This is a genomic window from Nonomuraea wenchangensis (genome assembly GCF_900111685.1).
In the GTDB taxonomy this organism is placed as follows: Bacteria; Actinomycetota; Actinomycetes; order Streptosporangiales; family Streptosporangiaceae; genus Nonomuraea; species Nonomuraea wenchangensis.
Genome location: NZ_FOHX01000008.1, coordinates 258,408 through 274,069, shown reverse-complemented (window position 1 = coordinate 274,069; position 15,662 = coordinate 258,408). Strand labels below are relative to the sequence as shown.

Annotated in this window: 19 protein-coding genes; 10 read left to right on the top strand and 9 right to left on the bottom strand. The window is 73.9% G+C overall.

Features of this window, described 5'->3' with window-relative positions:
* Positions 1-34 precede the first annotated feature (34 nt).
* The 4 genes from BMW85_RS25495 (at position 35) to BMW85_RS25480 (ending at position 3,724) form a co-directional block, all read left to right on the top strand.
* Positions 35-904: an alpha/beta fold hydrolase gene (locus BMW85_RS25495; RefSeq protein WP_091085995.1), complete on the top strand. Its 870-nt coding sequence runs from the start codon at positions 35-37 to the stop codon at positions 902-904.
* 127 nt (positions 905-1,031) lie between these two features.
* Positions 1,032-1,565, top strand: coding sequence for a hypothetical protein (locus BMW85_RS25490; protein ID WP_091085993.1), 534 nt, complete (start codon positions 1,032-1,034; stop codon positions 1,563-1,565).
* Positions 1,566-1,580: 15 nt separating this feature from the next.
* Entirely contained in the window at positions 1,581-2,561 is a 981-nt protein-coding gene (locus BMW85_RS25485; protein WP_218155920.1) for a DUF2804 domain-containing protein, read from the top strand.
* A 158-nt stretch (positions 2,562-2,719) separates the two neighbouring features.
* Positions 2,720-3,724 carry a zinc-binding dehydrogenase gene (locus BMW85_RS25480; RefSeq protein ID WP_245775070.1) on the top strand — a complete coding sequence of 335 codons (1,005 nt, stop codon included), beginning with the start codon at positions 2,720-2,722 and terminating at the stop codon, positions 3,722-3,724.
* A 21-nt stretch (positions 3,725-3,745) separates the two neighbouring features.
* Here BMW85_RS25480 and BMW85_RS25475 read toward each other — a convergent pair whose 3' ends face one another.
* Positions 3,746-5,377: a RecQ family ATP-dependent DNA helicase gene (locus tag BMW85_RS25475; RefSeq protein ID WP_091085989.1), complete on the bottom strand. Its 1,632-nt coding sequence runs from the start codon at positions 5,375-5,377 to the stop codon at positions 3,746-3,748.
* Positions 5,378-5,509: 132 nt separating this feature from the next.
* Between BMW85_RS25475 and BMW85_RS25470 the strand changes: the two genes are divergently transcribed.
* A complete protein-coding gene (locus BMW85_RS25470; protein WP_091085987.1) occupies positions 5,510-6,265 on the top strand; it encodes a ZIP family metal transporter in 756 nt (251 codons plus the stop codon).
* 6 nt (positions 6,266-6,271) lie between these two features.
* Here the strand turns inward: BMW85_RS25470 and BMW85_RS25465 are convergent, their stop codons facing one another.
* Positions 6,272-6,658: a beta/gamma crystallin-related protein gene (locus tag BMW85_RS25465; protein WP_177240873.1), complete on the bottom strand. Its 387-nt coding sequence runs from the start codon at positions 6,656-6,658 to the stop codon at positions 6,272-6,274.
* Positions 6,659-6,809: 151 nt separating this feature from the next.
* On the opposite strand from BMW85_RS25465, the gene BMW85_RS25460 reads away from it, so the two are divergent.
* Entirely contained in the window at positions 6,810-7,706 is an 897-nt protein-coding gene (locus BMW85_RS25460) for an aldo/keto reductase (RefSeq protein WP_091085981.1), read from the top strand.
* 16 nt (positions 7,707-7,722) lie between these two features.
* Here BMW85_RS25460 and BMW85_RS25455 read toward each other — a convergent pair whose 3' ends face one another.
* Entirely contained in the window at positions 7,723-8,262 is a 540-nt protein-coding gene (locus BMW85_RS25455; RefSeq protein WP_091085979.1) for an LOG family protein, read from the bottom strand.
* A 43-nt stretch (positions 8,263-8,305) separates the two neighbouring features.
* Entirely contained in the window at positions 8,306-8,731 is a 426-nt protein-coding gene (locus BMW85_RS25450; protein ID WP_177240872.1) for a pyridoxamine 5'-phosphate oxidase family protein, read from the bottom strand.
* 115 nt (positions 8,732-8,846) lie between these two features.
* Here BMW85_RS25450 and BMW85_RS25445 point away from each other — a divergent pair, with 115 nt between their 5' ends.
* Complete coding sequence (locus BMW85_RS25445; protein WP_091085975.1) at positions 8,847-9,788, top strand: alpha/beta hydrolase fold domain-containing protein; 942 nt, start codon at positions 8,847-8,849, stop codon at positions 9,786-9,788.
* On the opposite strand, the gene BMW85_RS25440 is transcribed toward BMW85_RS25445, so the two are convergent.
* The 4 genes from BMW85_RS25440 to BMW85_RS25425 all read right to left on the bottom strand — a co-directional run bounded on the left by BMW85_RS25440 (position 9,758) and on the right by BMW85_RS25425 (position 13,036).
* Positions 9,758-11,158 (bottom strand): MFS transporter, encoded by a 1,401-nt coding sequence (locus BMW85_RS25440; protein ID WP_245775055.1) that lies wholly within the window; start codon positions 11,156-11,158, stop codon positions 9,758-9,760. The genes BMW85_RS25445 and BMW85_RS25440 overlap by 31 nt on opposite strands.
* Before the next feature lie 130 nt (positions 11,159-11,288).
* Entirely contained in the window at positions 11,289-11,777 is a 489-nt protein-coding gene (locus tag BMW85_RS25435) for a MarR family winged helix-turn-helix transcriptional regulator (protein ID WP_091085969.1), read from the bottom strand.
* Between the two features lie 33 nt (positions 11,778-11,810).
* Positions 11,811-12,200 (bottom strand): GntR family transcriptional regulator, encoded by a 390-nt coding sequence (locus BMW85_RS25430; protein ID WP_091085966.1) that lies wholly within the window; start codon positions 12,198-12,200, stop codon positions 11,811-11,813.
* Positions 12,197-13,036: a hypothetical protein gene (locus BMW85_RS25425; protein ID WP_091085963.1), complete on the bottom strand. Its 840-nt coding sequence runs from the start codon at positions 13,034-13,036 to the stop codon at positions 12,197-12,199. Before BMW85_RS25425 ends, BMW85_RS25430 begins: the two co-directional genes overlap by 4 nt.
* A gap of 245 nt (positions 13,037-13,281) precedes the next feature.
* Here BMW85_RS25425 and BMW85_RS52045 point away from each other — a divergent pair, with 245 nt between their 5' ends.
* Both BMW85_RS52045 and BMW85_RS25420 read left to right on the top strand, forming a co-directional pair.
* On the top strand, positions 13,282-13,413 hold the full coding sequence (locus BMW85_RS52045) for a hypothetical protein (protein ID WP_281249603.1): 132 nt from the start codon (positions 13,282-13,284) through the stop codon (positions 13,411-13,413).
* Between the two features lie 91 nt (positions 13,414-13,504).
* Complete coding sequence (locus BMW85_RS25420) at positions 13,505-14,515, top strand: hypothetical protein (protein ID WP_091085962.1); 1,011 nt, start codon at positions 13,505-13,507, stop codon at positions 14,513-14,515.
* Here the strand turns inward: BMW85_RS25420 and BMW85_RS25415 are convergent.
* A complete protein-coding gene (locus tag BMW85_RS25415; RefSeq protein WP_091085959.1) occupies positions 14,502-15,110 on the bottom strand; it encodes a mycothiol transferase in 609 nt (202 codons plus the stop codon). The genes BMW85_RS25420 and BMW85_RS25415 overlap by 14 nt on opposite strands.
* Positions 15,111-15,217: 107 nt before the next feature.
* Here BMW85_RS25415 and BMW85_RS25410 point away from each other — a divergent pair, with 107 nt between their 5' ends.
* Positions 15,218-15,646 carry a Fur family transcriptional regulator gene (locus BMW85_RS25410; RefSeq protein WP_091085956.1) on the top strand — a complete coding sequence of 143 codons (429 nt, stop codon included), beginning with the start codon at positions 15,218-15,220 and terminating at the stop codon, positions 15,644-15,646.
* Positions 15,647-15,662: the final 16 nt, after the last annotated feature.

Sequence of the window (15,662 nt, the reverse complement as noted above, 5' to 3'; positions counted from 1 at the left end):
ATATGGTGCGAGCGTTTTCCCACAGGAGGCAATGATGCGAGACTTCAAGACCCACTCCCTCGACGTGCCCGGCGCGGTTCTGCACTACGAGGTGCGCGAGGCCGTCGAGGCGTCGGGCAAGCCCGTGCTGCTGCTGGTCGGCTCGCCCATGGGGGCCGCGGGGTTCGTCGCGCTGGCCGAGCGGCTGCCGGAGCGCACGATCGTCACCTACGACCCGCGCGGGGTCGGCGAGAGCCGTAAGACCGGCGAGCCCGGCACGTCCACCCCCGAGCAGCACGCCGACGACCTGCACCGGATCATCGACGAGCTCGGCGGCGGGCCCGTCGACCTGTTCGCCAGCAGCGGCGGCGCGGTCAACGCGCTGGAGCTGGTGTCCCGGCACCCGGAGCAGGTGCGCACGCTCGTCGCGCACGAGCCGCCCGCCGTCCACGTCCTGCCCGACCGCGAGCAGGCGCTGGCCGCCATCAAGGGCATCAGCAGGACCTACGAGCGCGACGGGTTCGGCCCGGCGATGGCGCAGTTCATCACGATCGTCGGGCTGCAGGGCGAGATCCCGGCCGACTTCGCCGACCAGCCCGCGCCCGACCCGGCCATGTTCGGGCTGCCGGCCGAGGACGACGGCAGCCGCGACGACGCGCTGCTCGGCCAGAACCTCATCAGCTGCACCCACCACGAGCACGACTTCGCGGCGCTGCGGGCCGCCTCGACCCGCATCGTGATCGCGGTCGGCGTCGAGTCGGAGGGGCAGATGGCCTGCCGCGGCGGCCTGGGGGTGGCCGAGCGCATCGGCGTCGAGCCGGTCACCTTCCCCAGCAACCACGGCGGCTTCCTCGACGACACCTTCGGGATGCCGGGCGACCCCGACGGCTTCGCGCTGAAGCTGCGCGAGGTGCTGGAGGGTTGACGGGCCCCGCCGCCGGGGCCGGAGGATTCCTCCGGCCCCGAGCGTGATAACGGGTGGGCCGGAGCGTCCGGGTTCTCTAGGGTGGGCGTGGTTCGACCATGTCCCCCCTCTCTAAGGAGACGTTCGCGTGAAGAACGAGCTTCTCGCCCCGCGAACCGGCCTCATCGCCGCCTTCGCCATGGCCGCCGCCCTGGTCACGGCCACCCCGGCCGGAGCCACCACGGCCGGCGCCACGGCGAGCGCCACCACGGCGAGTGCCACCACGACGGCTGCGGCCCGCCCGCGCAACGGCACCATCCTGTTCGACCGCATCAGCGGCGGCCGGGGCGTGCTCAAGATCAAGAACGGCCTGCGGACCGACGGCGTCGTCATCCTGGTCAGAGGCAAGACCAAGGCCATCAGCATCTACGTCCGCGCCAAGTCGACGGCCAGCATCAAGGACGTACGGGACGGCACCTACCGGCTCTACTTCACCACCGGCTACGGCTACAGCAAGTCACAGCACCGCTTCACCCGCTCCGCCAGCTACCAGCGCTTCAACGACCGGCTGCGCTACTACACGACGGCCACGGCGTCCCGGATCTACACGCTGACCCTGCACCCGGTGCGGGGCGGCAACGCCGGCACCCGGCACGTGAACCCGAAGGACTTCCCGGCCTGATAGTACATTTCCCCCATGCTGACCCATGAGCGGGAGATCACCGAGCCCGTCGACCTCTGCCTGCCCGACGGCCGCCTCAATCCTGCGGCCGTCGGCTGGACCCGGCGCCCCCTGCACCGGGCCGATCTGCGCGGGTGGGGCCGTCGCAAGCGCTGGGAATACTGGGGGATCGTGACGCCGTCCCACATCATCGGGCTGGTGGCGTCGTCGCTCGACTACGCCGGCGTCCACGGCGTCTACGTGCTCGACCGCGCCTCCCGCGCGGAGGTGAGCCATGACGCCGTGGTGCCCCTGGCCCGCGGCGCGCGGTTCCCGGCGGTCAGCGGGGCGGGCGCGGCCCGGGTCGAGGGCGGCGGCGTCCGCGTCGAGATCGACCAGGAACCGGGCGGCACCCGGCTGCGGGCGTACGCGCCCGATCTCACGCTGGACCTGGAGATCCCGCTGCCCGAGGGGCACGAGTCGCTGGGCGTCGTGGTCCCGTGGGGGCCGCGGCGCTTCCAGTACACCGTCAAGGACGTCGGCCGGCCGGTGCACGGCCGGCTCGTGCTGGGCGGCGCCGAGCACGAGGTGGGCGAGGGCGCCTTCGCCGTGCTCGACCACGGGCGCGGCAAGTGGCCGTACTCCGTGGTCTGGAACTGGGCGGCGGGCCACGCCCCCGGGCTGTCGGTGCAGCTCGGCGGCAAGTGGACCGACGGCACCGGGTCGACCGAGAACGCGCTGTTCGTGGACGGCCGGCTGCACAAGATCGGCGCGGAGCTGGAGTGGGTCTACGACCGCTCCGACTGGCTCAAGCCGTGGCGCATCGCCGGGGACGGCGTCGAGGTCGAGTTCACCCCGTTCCACGAGAAGATCTCGCGTACGGAGCTGGGCGTCGTCGGCTCCGAGACGCACCAGTGCTTCGGCCACTTCGGCGGCCGGGTCCGGGCCGGCGACGGCTCCTGGGTGACGCTCGACGGGCTCACCGGCTGGGCGGAGGAGGCACGCCAGCGCTGGTGATCCGCCCCCGCTCGGCACCGGCGGGCGCGGGCCGTATGCTCGCGCCTGGGAGCGGCGTCCGGCCGCGTCCGGGTCCGATGGAAGTCCGCGGGAAGCCCGGTGGGAGTCCGAGGCGGGTCCGCGGGAGATCTGCGGGAAGAAGGAGCGCCGTGACCGACATGCTCGCCGCCCGGCTGCACGTGCCCACCAACGAGCTGCGCATGGAGCGCGTCCCGGTCCCTGAGCCCGGCCCCGGGCAGGTCCGGATCGCGGTCCGCGCCGCCGGGGTCTGCCTGTCCGACGTGCACCTGCTGGACGGCACCCTGCGGCCCGCGTGGCTCAAGGGCGACACGGTCACCCTCGGGCACGAGGTGGCGGGCGTGATCGACGCGCTCGGCGCGGGCGTGGACGCCTGGACGGCCGGGCAGCGGGTGCTGCTCCAGGCCGGGGAGCTGGACCTGCGCGGCGTCGTGCTCACCCGCGGCGTGGACTACGACGGCGGCTACGCCGAGTACGCCCTGGCGAGCGCGACGACCGTGGTGCCGATCCCCGACGGGCTGCCGTTCGAGCAGGCTTGCGTCATCCCCGACGCCGTCTCCACGCCGTGGGCCGCCGTGACCACGACCGCCGACACCCGGCCGGGCGACGCCGCCGCCGTGTGGGGCGCGGGCGGGCTCGGCGCGCACGCCGTGCAGCTCCTGCGCCTGGTCGGCGCCGCCCCGGTGATCGCCATCGACCCGCTTCCCGCCGCCCGCGAACGGGCGCTCACGCTCGGCGCCGACGCCGTGCTCGACCCGGCCGACCCGAAGCTGCGCGACACCGTCATGGACCTGACCGACGGGTTCGGGCTGGACGTCGCCCTCGACCTCGCCGGCGTCCCCGCCGTGCGCGAGCAGGCGCTGACGGTGCTCGGCCCGGCCGGCCGGCTCGTCGTCGTGGGCCTCGCCGGGCAGCCCATCGCCATCCCGAACGACATCGGCCTGGCCTACTTCCGCCAGTCGGTGCGCGGCCACTACGGCTCCGCGCCGCAGGACGTCCAGCGCCTGGTCACGCTGGCCGGGCGGGGACGGCTGGACCTGAGCGCCTCCGTCAGCGACCTGCTGCCGCTCGCCGAGGCCCCGGCCGCCCTCGACCGGCTGGCCCGCAAGGAGGGCGACCCCGTCCGGCTCGTGCTCGTCCCCTGACCCGCCCCGGCGACGCCGGAATCAGGGCGCGTCCCCGTCCGCCCGCGTCAGCAGGTCCTGCTCCAGGACCGCGTCGAGCTGGAGCTCGCGGTAGCCCGCCTCCTCGAACAGCACCGTCAGCCGGTCCTCACCCCGCTGGATCACCTGGCCCGGACCCCACGTACGGTGCTCCACCCGCGCGTGCAGCGGGAACGGGCCGCCGCCGGGCGCGGGGGGCCGCGCGGCCGTTCCCGCCCGGCAGTTGTCGCAGTCGCCGCACGGCTCCGGCAGGTGCTCGCCGAAGTAGCCGAGCAGGAAGCGGCGGCGGCAGTCCTCGGTCTCGGCGTAGCGGCGCATCATCTCCAGGCGGGTGCGCTCCACCTCGCGCCGCCGCTCGGCCAGCTCCCGCGCCAGCGCCGCGGCCTCCGCCGGCTCGGGCGCGCCGGGCACGGGATCCACGCGCCGGGTGCCGAGCCGGGCCGCGCCCACCCGTTCCAGCAGGTCGAGCAGGCCCGTCAGACGGCGCGGGGACAGGCCCGTGCGCTCGCGCAGCTCCTTGCGCCCGGCGCCCGGCCCGGCCGCCACGACCGCCGCGGCCACCTCGGCCAGCGTCCCGGCGTCCGGCACGCCGCCGGTGAAGTAGCGCTGCAGCCCCAGGTCCTCCGGACGGTAGAACAGCACCGCGGCGGCCGGCTCGCCGTCCCGTCCCGCCCGGCCGATCTCCTGGTAGTACGAGTCCGGCGACCCCGGCGCCTCGGCGTGGAAGACGAACCGCACGTCCGGCTTGTCGATGCCCATCCCGAACGCGTTCGTCGCGACCACCACCTCCAGCTCGCCGTCCATGAACCGGTCGTGCACCTCGTCCCGCTCCCGGCGGCGCATCCCCGCGTGGTAGGCGGCGGCCCGCACGCCCGCCTCGTTCAGCAGGCCGCTCAGCTCGCCGGTGCGGCGGCGCGTGGTCGTGTACACGATCCCGGGCCGCTCCTGCTCCGCCACCGCCGCGACGATCTCCGGGGCCGGGTCGTCCAGCATCCGGCGCACCTCCAGCCAGATGTTCGGCCGGTCGAAACCCTGCACGAGCTCCAGCGGGTCACGCATGCCCAGCCGCTCAATGATCTCCGCCCGCACCGGAGGGGCGGCGGTCGCGGTGAGCGCGGCGATCACCGGCCGGCCCAGGGCCTCGGCCACCGAGCCGAGCCGCAGGTAGTCGGGGCGGAAGTCGTGCCCCCACGACGACACGCAGTGGGCCTCGTCCACCACCATGAGCGACGGGGCGGCGGCCCTCAGCTCGCGGATCACGTCGGGCCGGGCGAGCTGCTCCGGCGCGCAGAACAGGAACTCCGTCTCGCGCGCCCGCAGGGCCTCGAACGTGGCCGTACGCTCCCGTGCCGAGGTGCGGGCGTCCAGGCTGGCGGCGTCCTCGTCCCGCTCGCGCAGCGCCTCCACCTGGTCGCGCTGCAGCGCGATGAGCGGCGACACCACCAGGGTCGGGCCCTTCAGCAGCAGCGCAGGCACCTGGTAGATCGCCGACTTGCCGCTGCCCGTCGGCATCACCGCGAGCGTGTCGCGGCCCTCCGCCAGCGCCGTCATGGCGGCGAGCTGGCCCGGACGCAGCTCCTCCAGCCCGAGCGCCTCCCGCGCCACCCGCTCGCACTCCGCCGCCGCCTCGCCCATGTCCCCACCTCGCCTGTTCCCTCGCCTGCCCCTCATCCCTGCCCTCCGCCTCCGCCTCCAGCCCTTCGCGGGCGGCACTGACGAGGTCCGCGGATGCGAAGATCGTGGGGTCGGCGTTACGGAGGTGCGGTGATGCCCGGATGGCTGGAGGCGGGACTCTGGGGTGCCCTCGCCGGAGGCGCGCTGCTCATCGGGGCCGCGGTCGCCTGGTTCCGGCGCGTCCCGCCGCGCGCGATCGCCGCGATCATGGCCTTCGGCGCCGGCGTGCTCATCGCCGCGCTGTCGTTCGAGCTGCTGGACGAGGCCGAACGCACCGGCGGGCTCGGCCCTACCGCGGCGGGCTTCATCGGCGGCGCCTGCGCGTACGTGGCCGCCAACGCGCTGCTCGCCCGGCACGGCGCCCGCCACCGCAAACGCTCCGGCGATCAGCAGCCGAGCGAGGCCGGCGTCCAGGGCAGTGGCGCGGCGATCGCCGTCGGCGCCCTGCTCGACGGGGTGCCCGAGTCCGTGGTGCTCGGCCTGTCGCTGCTCGGCGGCGGCGATGTCGGCCTCGCCGTGGTCGCCGCCGTCTTCATCTCGAACGTCCCCGAGGGCCTGTCCAGCGCCGCCGGCATGAAGCGGGCCGGCCGCGGCGCCGGCTACGTCTTCGGCATCTGGGGCGGCATCGCCCTGGCCAGCGGGCTGGCCGCGATGCTCGGCAACCTCGGGCTGGAGTCGGCCTCCCCGGCCGCCGTCGCCGCGATCATGGGCGTGGCGGCCGGGGCCATCCTCGCGATGGTCGCCGACACGATGATCCCCGAGGCGTTCGAGGACGCTCATCTGCTGACCGGCCTCATCACCACCGCGGGGTTCCTCACGGCCTTCGCCGTCGAACGGCTGGCCGCCTGACCCCCGTCAGGGGGACAGGAACATCGGGTTGTCGTGGCAGGTCCCGTCCGGGCGGCGGCGTACGGACGAGATGGCGTCGCCGAACTGCCACTGCTGCTCGTGCAGGTCGTACAGGCTCTGTCCCGGCAGGACGCAGTACGACCGGCCGCGGTAGGTGTCGTGCTGGTAGACGACCCAGGCGTTGACGTCCTGGTTGACGATGGAGCTCACCCGGTCGCCCCCGGAGCCCGAGATGTTGCCGTTGGTCGCCGTGAACGACCAGGAGGTGCCGGCGAAGCCGCTGTCCTGGAACAGCACGAGCGGCCCGGCCGCCTGAGCCGGTGCGGTCGCCGCCGACACGGCGACCATCGCCGCGGCCGAGATCGCCGCGGCGATGCGGATGGTCCTGTGCATGGTGGTGGTTCCCCCGTCGATTAGCGGTTGCTCTACTCCCGCTGGGCGTTCCAGCACGTTCCACCCCGTTCCACGGACCCTGCTACAATGATCAGAACACGTCGAGCCTTTCCGGCCGGAGTCGTCTCCGCCGCCCGGGGAGGCTTTTTTCATGTCCACTCAGCAGAACACCGCAGGAATGTGGCGGCTCGGCGGCGAGCTGCCCGTCAACCGGATCGGGTTCGGCGCGATGCGCCTGACCGGCCGCGCCGCCTTCGGCTCCCGGCAGGACGGCCCGACGGCGGCCGTACTCCGCGAGCGCTCGATCGCCGTGCTGCGCCGCGCGGTCGAGCTCGGTGTGAACCACATCGACACCGCCGCCTTCTACTTCTCGCCCCTCCTCTCGGCCAACGAGCTGATCAACCGGGCGCTCGCCCCGTACCCGGACGGCCTGGTGATCGCCACGAAGGTCTGGCCGGGCCGCGACCCGTCGGGGGAGTGGTGGTGGGCCCGGCCCGAGCAGCTTCGCGGCCAGGTCGAGGAGAACCTGCGCCGGCTCGGCCGCGACCATCTCGACCTGGTGAACCTGCGCGTCCCGCCGAGCCGCAGGGACGCGCCGCTCGCCGAGCACTTCGGCGCCCTCGCCGAGCTGCGCGAGGCCGGGCTCGTCCGGCATCTCGGGCTCTCCAACGCCACCGCCGCGCACCTGGCCGAGGCCCGCGCCGTCGCGCCCGTCGCGTGCGTCCAGAACGCCTTTGGCATCGGCGCCCCGGCCGCCGAGCGGGAGCTGCTGCGCGCGTGCGGCGAGCAGGGCATCGCGTACGTGCCGTTCTTCGCCATCGCCGGCGCCGGCCGGGAGGCGGGCGCGGGGGCGGCCGAGGACGAGCGGGTGCTCGCCGTCGCGCGGGCGCGCGGGGCGACGCCGGCGCAGGTCAGGCTCGCCTGGACGCTCGCGCAGGGCCCGCACGTCCTCGCCATCCCGGGCACCGGCGACCCGGGCCACCTGGCCGAGAACGTCGCCGCAGGAGCGCTGCGGCTGTCCGCCGAGGAGCTGGCACTCCTCGGCTGAACCCCTCGCGGCCCGCTCACTGCACGCCGAAGTTCTCCTCCAGGTAGGCCATCGCGCCGACCGGCTCCTCGGCGAAGAACATCAGCTCGGTGAGCGGGCGCGGCAGGAAACCCTCGTCCTCCATGCGCTGGAACTGCTGCTTCAGCCCGTCGTAGAAGCCGGCCGTGTTCAGCAGCACGACCGGCTTGTCGGTGTGGCCGTGCTTCTTCAGCTCCAGGATCTCGGTCGCCTCGTCCAGCGTCCCGGTGCCGCCCACCATGATGACCACCGCGTCGGCCTTCTCCAGCAGCAGCCTCTTGCGTTCGGCCAGGTCGGCGGCGATCACCATGTCGTCCACGCCCTGGCGTGCCTTGTGCGCGAGGAAGTGCACCGACACGCCCATCAGCCGCCCGCCGGAGGCGTGCACCCCGTCCGCGACCACCTTCATCAGCCCGGCGTCCGAGCCGCCCCACACCAACGTGTGGCCGCCCTTGCCGATCAGCTCGGCGAACTCCCGGGCGGGACGCGTGTAGGTGTCGGCGAGGTCGGCGGCGGAGAGGAAGACGCAGATGTTCATGCGCACACCCTAGGCCCACCGCCTCCGCCCGGGGATCGTCCCGTCAGGGGCCGTCGTCGATGCGGGTGCCGGTGACCAGCTCGGGATGGATCCGGACGACCACCCCGATCTCCTCGCCCGGCCACGGCCGCAGCAGGCGCAGGGCGCGGGCGATCTCCTCGTCGCTCTCCACCAGCCCGGCGCGGCCGGTCAGCACGATGCTCCATCCGTGGCGGGTCGCCGTGTCCAGCGCGTCCGCCTCGTAGACGACCGGCGCGACCTGGGAGAGCAGCGAGACGACCGCGCAGTCCTCCGGCAGGCCGACGAGCACGTCCTCGCCGTCCATGACGTGGCTGACCAGCCGGATGCCCGGCAGGGCGCGGCTGATGAACACGAGCCTGCCGAAGGTCACGTTGCCGAGCAGGCGCAGGCCCTCCTGGCGGGACAGCGGGTGGCTGACAGGTCTTGGCTGGGTGGATCGGTACGGCACCCCGTCACCTTCCTGCAGCCGGGCCCGCCGCCGGTAGGGACCAAAGTCCCTTGTTGGTACGTTCCGGCTCACCCCGCCCGCGCCTGGTCCGGGCGGGCGCGATAGAAGAGAGGCCATGCCGTTCCACCCCGAGCTCGCCAGGAAGCTGGCGCCGCTGCGCGGCGTGACCCGCGAGGACCTGGCCACGGACCCGGAGGCGCAGCGCCTGTTCGCCGAGTACGTCCGCGACCCGGCCGAGTGGTCGATGCCGGCCGGCGTCACCGCCGAGGACGTCACCATCGAAGGGCCGCACGGCCTGATCCCCGTCCGGACCTACCGCACGACCGGCACCCCCGCCAGGGCCCTGCTGTGGGCGCACGGGGGCGGGTTCGTCCTCGGCGACCTGGACAAGCCGGAGGCCCGCGTGGTGAGCGCCGAGCTGGCCGCGCGCAGCGGCGCGTTCGTCGTCTCGGTCGGCTACCGGCCGGCACGGGACGGCGTGCGCCACCCGGTGCCGATCGACGACGTCGACGCGGCCTGGCGGTGGCTGACCGGCGAGGCCGCGCCGGGGGTGCCCGCCGGGCTGGGCGGGGCCAGCGCGGGCGCGGCGCTCGTCGTGGCCACCGCCCTGCGCGCCCGCGACCGCGCCGCCGGCGGGGGAGGAAGGGCCGCCGACCTGCTGCTTCTCGCCTATCCGTTCGCGCACTACCCGAACCCGGCCCTGGACGACGATCTGGCCGCCGAGATGCGCGAGCTGCCGCCGTTCACACGCTTCCACCCCGCCGACGTCGAGCGGATGGTCCGCGCCTACGTGGGCCGGATCAGCGACGTCCCGCCCGACGCGCTGCCCGGCGCGGCCCGCCTCGACGGCCTGCCCGCCACCCACATCCTGCTGTCGGAGTACGACGACCTGCGTGCCTCGGGCGAGCTCCTGGAGCGCCAGCTGCGTGAGGCCGGGGTGCCGGTGAGCACCTACCTGGCGCGCGGCATGCCGCACGGGCACCTCAACCGGACCCCGGCCCTCGACGAGGTCGACGCCTCGCTCGGCTACTTTGCCGCCGCGCTCGCCGCCGGCTGACCGCCGGGAGCGCCCTGCTCCGCCGTCTCCGTCGGGGCGGGGCGGCGCAGGACCGTGACCGCCACCGCGAGGGCCGTGACCAGCAGCCCGGCCGCGACGCCGAACGCCAGCCGGTAGCCGCCGGTCAGCGCCGCCGCCTGCGACGTCCCCGCGGCCAGCAGCTCGCCGGTGCGCCCGGCCGCCATCGTGGACAGCACCGCGACGCCGATCGCCATGCCCACCTGCTGGGTGGTGTTGAACAGCCCGGAGGCGAGCCCCGCGTCGCTCTCCCGCGCCCCGGACATGCCGAGCGTGGCCAGGGCGGGCAGCACCAGGCCGCCGCCCGAGATCAGCAGCATGGGAGGCAGCAGGTGGACGGCGTACGTGGCGTCCGCCGGCACCCGGGACAGCAGCGTCATCGCCGCCACCAGCATCGCCAGCCCGGTCACCAGCACGGCGCGGGCGCCGAACCGGGCGGCGAGCCTGGCGGAGGCGAACAGCGAGATCGAGCCGATGCCGAGCGCGGCCGGCAGCATCGCCAGCCCGGTCTCCAGCGCCCCGTAGCCGAGCACCCGCTGCATGTAGAGGGCGACGAGCACCTGGAAGGCGAACATCCCGGACAGGGCCAGCATCTGCGCGAGGTTGGCCCCGACGACGTTGCGCGAGCGCAGGATCCGCAGCGGCATGAGCGGCGTACGGGCCGTGGCCTGCCGCGCGACGAACGCGCCGAGCAGGGCCAGCGAGAGCGCGCCGAGGCCGAGCGTGTGGGCCGACAGCCAGCCGTGCTCCTCCACCTTGACCACCGCGTAGATGCCCAGCATCAGGCCGGAGGTGACCAGCACGGCGCCGAGGACGTCCGCGCCGGCCCGCAGCCCCGCCCCCCGGTCGGCGGGCAGGGCGCGCAGCGCGAGCGCCATGGTGACCACGCCGATCGGCACGTTGACGAGGAAGATCCACGGCCAGCTCAGGCCGTCGGTGAGCACCCCGCCCAGCACCTGCCCGATGGACGCGCCGGCCGCCCCGGTGAAACTGAAGATCGCGATCGCCTTGCCGCGCTCGGCCGGCCCGGAGAACAACGTCACCAGGATGCCCAGCACCACGGCACTGGCCAGCGCGCTGCCCACGCCCTGAAGGAAACGGGCCGCGATGAGCACGCCGGGGCCGGTGGCCAGGCCCGCCAGCAGGGAGGCGGCGGTGAAGATCGCGTTCCCGGCCAGGAACATCGCCCGCCGCCCGATCAGGTCACCGAGCCGCCCGGCCAGCAGCAGGAGCCCTCCGAAGGGGATCAGATAGGCGTTGACCATCCAGCTCAGACCGGCGGGCGAGAAGCCCAGGTCGTGCTGGATGGCAGGCATCGCCACGGTCACGATGCTGCCGTCGAGGATGGTCATCAGTCCCGTCGCGGACAGCACTCCCAAGGCTGTCCAACGCGAGTCGAGCACGTTCGGCACAGGTCTCTCCCGTCTCGTAGACAGGTGAGACCTTAACAGATAGTTCTGTTGTAGACGATCCTCTTCGGACCTATTTCGCGCGCTCCCGTGCCCTGCGGGTCTGCACGGGGCTCTCGACGGGCGCGGCCAGATGGCCGGTGACCAGGCGGTTCAGGGCGCGGACCAGCACCTCGCGCTCGTCGTCCGGCAGGGCCTGCAGGGCGTCGCGGTGCACGCCGTCCACGACCTCCTGGCTGCGCCGGGCGACGGCCGCGCCCTCCTCGGTGACCGCGATGATGCGCGCCCGCCGGTCGGTGCTCGACGGGCGGCGCTCGGCGTACCCGGCCTTCTCCAGCGCGTCCACCGTCACCACCATCGTGGTCTTGTCCATGTCGCCCAGCTCGGCGAGCTGGATCTGGGTGCGTTCCTCCTCCAGCGCGTGCACCAGCACGCAGTGCATGCGCGCCGTCAGGCCGATCTCGGCCAGCGCCGCCGCCATCCGCGAGCGCAGCACGCGGCTGGTGTGATCGAGAAGGAAGGACAGGTCGGTCTCGGTACGGGCGGGTGCCATGGCGGTCATGTCCTCAGCGTACCCAAGCCGTTTCGCTGCGGATTATCCGTGACCGGATGATGTGCCGGTGGACGGGGCGGGGGAGCGCAGGGCGGCCTCGGCGATGCGCAGCGCCTCCTCCGCGCCGAGGCCGAGCGCGGCGACCGTGGAGGCGTAGTCGGCGGCGGCCCGCCGGGCGCGTTCCCGTGTCTCCTCCCCGGCCGCCGTCACGAACGACCCGGCCCGCCCCCGGGTCTCGATCAGCCCCGCCTCCTCCAGCTCCCGGTAGGCCCGGCCGACCGTGTTCACGGCCAGCCCCAGGTCGGCCGCGAGCCGCCGGATGGTCGGCAGCCGCGCCCCCACGGCCAGCGTCCGGTCGTGGATCTGCCCGGCGAGCTGGGCCCGTAGCTGCTCGAACGGCGGCACCGGCGAGGCCGCGTCGATGACGATCATCCCAGGCTCACGATCTGCCTGGCCATCGTCGCGCTGCCCGGCGTACGGGCCTGGATCACGACCAGGGCGGCCAGCCCCAGGAGCACCAGGCTGAGCGAGGCGACCTTCCACCAGCCGGGCGCCAGGCCGAACAGCAGCACCATCGGCAGGCCCCACACCGTGCCCGGCGACGTGCAATCGCGGGCGTCCTCGATCCTCATGATCACATCGGCGGTCAGCGACAGCTCGTCCTCGGCCACCACCGGCCGCGCCAGCAGGTCGCGCACCTGCAGGAGGGCGACCGCCCCGACGCCGGCCAGGGCGACGAGCAGGACGAGCGCCGCGTAGCGGACGCCGGTGCCGTCGAGGGTGAGCGCGCTTCCTGCCAGCGCCAGCGCCGCCGCGTACGTGGCCACGGCCCAGGCGGCGTACGGTCTGCCGAGCAGGGCCCGCCAGCCGGGCTGCACCGGGTGCGCGGCCCGCCGGGCCAGCGCCGCCCCGGCCCGCCGGTCGACCCGGCGTACCCACGACTCCATCAGGGTCCGGGTCACCAGCAGCGCGGCGACCAGCCCGGTCAGCGTCAGCAGCGGCCACCACGATCCGGGCTCCGGCTCCGGCCCGCCAGGGGCCGGCGCGGCCAGCAGGTGGCCCGCCTGCACCAGCGCCGCCGCGATGATCAGCGCGGCCAGCATGAGGTGGTCGGCCAGCCGTGCCCGCCGCCGCGCCGCCAGCCGCGCGGCGAGCAGCGGCGTCGGCGGCGCCTCGCCCAGGCCGTGCCGGGCCAGCCAGTCCCCGGCCTGGCGCACGTCCCCCGGCCGTACGCGGACCCCTTGCCCGTCCGTTCGTCCTTCTGTCATGACCCGCTCCCTTTGTCGCAACCTTTGTCTCATCATGGTGAGACATGAACTGCGACAAAGTCAACGGCGAAAAAGCGATTGCCCGGCCTCGGGCCGCTCCCCTAAGGTCGGGGACATGCGCCTTTACCTGTGATCCGCGCTCAGCGGCGACCAACCCGACGTCTCAGTTCATCCCAGACGCGGCAGCCGTGCGTGTTGCCCGACCGGCGTGAGCCGCGTCCCGATCCCGGTGAAGGAGCTTCCTCATGCGTGCCCGCTCAGGCAAGACCGACAAGAACGACAAGACCCTGCCCGGCCTCCCGGCACCCCGGCGGCTGCCGAAGCTGCCCGTGCGGCCGATCGCACCGCCGCGCCGCATCCCGTCCAAGGGTCGCTGACCTGCGACGGTGACGCCGCCCCCGCCGCGTGCCGGCGGGGGCGGCGCCACGCGGTCTCCACCCGCGGCAAGATCGTCGCTAGATTGCGGGGATGGCCTTACCCCTCAGGCGGACCGGCGCGATGATCCTCGCGGCCGGCCTCTCGCTCACCACGACCACCCCCGCCCTGGCCGCCGCCCCCGCCGCCGCCGACCGGGTCCTGCGGGTCTACAACGACAACATCGAGAACCTGGTGCGCAACAACCCCGACGGCACCTGCACCCGCGTCTCGGGCCCGGACCACCTCACGTCCATGCTGGTCGACGACGACGGCAGGACCGGCACCGGCGGCGTCCGGGCGCCCGACCTGCTGATCGTCCAGCAGGTGCGCGGCACCGGCCAGGCCACCGCCTACGCCGACCAGCTCTCGGCCAAGTTCGGCTACCCCGCCGGCACGTACAAGGCGATCGTGGCCTGGGACGACCCCGAGCCGTGGGGCGGCAGCCACAAGTGCAGCGTCCAGTCGCTCGGCGACCTGAAGAAGAAGCAGACCAACGGCATCCTTTACAACACCCGCACGCTGAGCCTCGCCGCCGGCGACGTGTCGAAGTACTGGAGCGCGGGCTGGCTGAAGCCGGGCACCGCGTACGCCGGCGGCGCCGGCTGCACGCTCTACAAGCCGCCGAGCAACGACGACGGCGCCGCCTACACCTACAAGTGGAAGCGCACCAGCGCCATCGCGGCCCGCTTCACGATCAAGGAGACGGGGACGGCGGTCTTCGCCGCCACCCTGCACCTGCCGGAGCAGAACGGCGCGAACGCCTGCGCGGGCGCCGGCTACACCGGCATCGGCGGCACCGGCATCCATGTCGGCGCGGACGCCACGAGCCTGATGAACGCCTCGGCGATCCGCGTGCTCGGCGTGGACGCCAACCGCACCGGCATCGCCCGCACCACCCTGTCCGGCTTCGGCATGACCGGTTACGGCGCCAAGCCGACCATGGGGTCCAGGAAGATCGACTACCTGTTCGTCAAGGGCGCCGTGCGGCCCTCGGCCGTCGACCACACGGTGAGCGGCACCAAGTCGGACCACCTCGCCCTGTACGCGTTCATCGACTACTGAACCGACTGCTGACCGGGCCGCCGGGCGCCGCTCCGGACACCGGGCGCCAGCCGGGCGGCGGGTCCTCGCCGGTCACCCCGTCCACCGCCTCGCGCAGCAGGTCGGCGTGGCCGGTGTGGCGGCCGTACTCCTCGATCACGTCGCAGATCAGCCGGCGCAGGCTGAGCCGGCGCCCGTCCGGCCAGGCGAGGTGGACGAGCCGGCCGGGCCCGCCGGCGGCCAGCGCCTCGCCGACCCGGGCCCGCGAGCGCTCGACGGCGGCGTCGTAGAGCGCGTAGAGGTCCTCGGGGCGGTCGGCGGCGGCCGAGGTGAAGTCCCAGCCGGGGTCGGCCGCCCAGTCGACGGCGTCCCACGGCGGGCCCAGCGGCGCGCCGCTCAGCCGCGGGCCGGACATGTGGTCCTCGACGAACGCGAGGTGCTTGAGCAGGCCGCCCAGGGTAAGAGTCGATGCGCCGACGCGGGCCCGCAGCCCCTCGGTGTCGAGGTCGTCGGCCTTCCATCGGAAGGTCGCGCGCAGACGGTCGAGCGCGCCGACGAGGTGTTCGGCCTCGGTGCCGGCGACGGGCGGCTCCCACCAGGGGTCCTCGTGAGTCATGCTGCCACGGTAGAGGCCGATCCGGACGTTCCGCTTCCGGTAAAGGCATGTCGTGGACACGACCAGTAAACTTGAACTGTTCCAGTTTAGGGGGCTATGTTGTGCACATGGCGTCCGACTTCGAGGCACAGCTCCGAGCGGCCTCGCTGCGCGTGACCCGGCCGCGGCTGGCAGTGCTCGGGGCGCTGCGCGACCACGCTCACGTCGACACCGACACGGTGATCTCCCTGGTGCGGGCCGAGCTCCCCAGGGTCTCCCACCAGGCGGTCTACGACGTGCTGCGCGCGCTCACCACGGCCGGCCTGGTGCGGCGCATCGAGCCCGCCGGCGCGGCGGCCCGCTACGAGCTGCGGGTGGGGGACAACCACCACCACCTCGTGTGCCGCTCCTGCGGCATGATCGCGGACGTCGACTGCGCCGTCGGCGAGGCCCCTTGTCTCACCGCCTCGGACGACCAGGGCTTCGTGATCGACGAGGCCGAGGTCGTCTACTGGGGCACCTGCCCCGACTGTACGAACCAACGCATTGCCCAGTGATTTGGCAGTTCGGAAG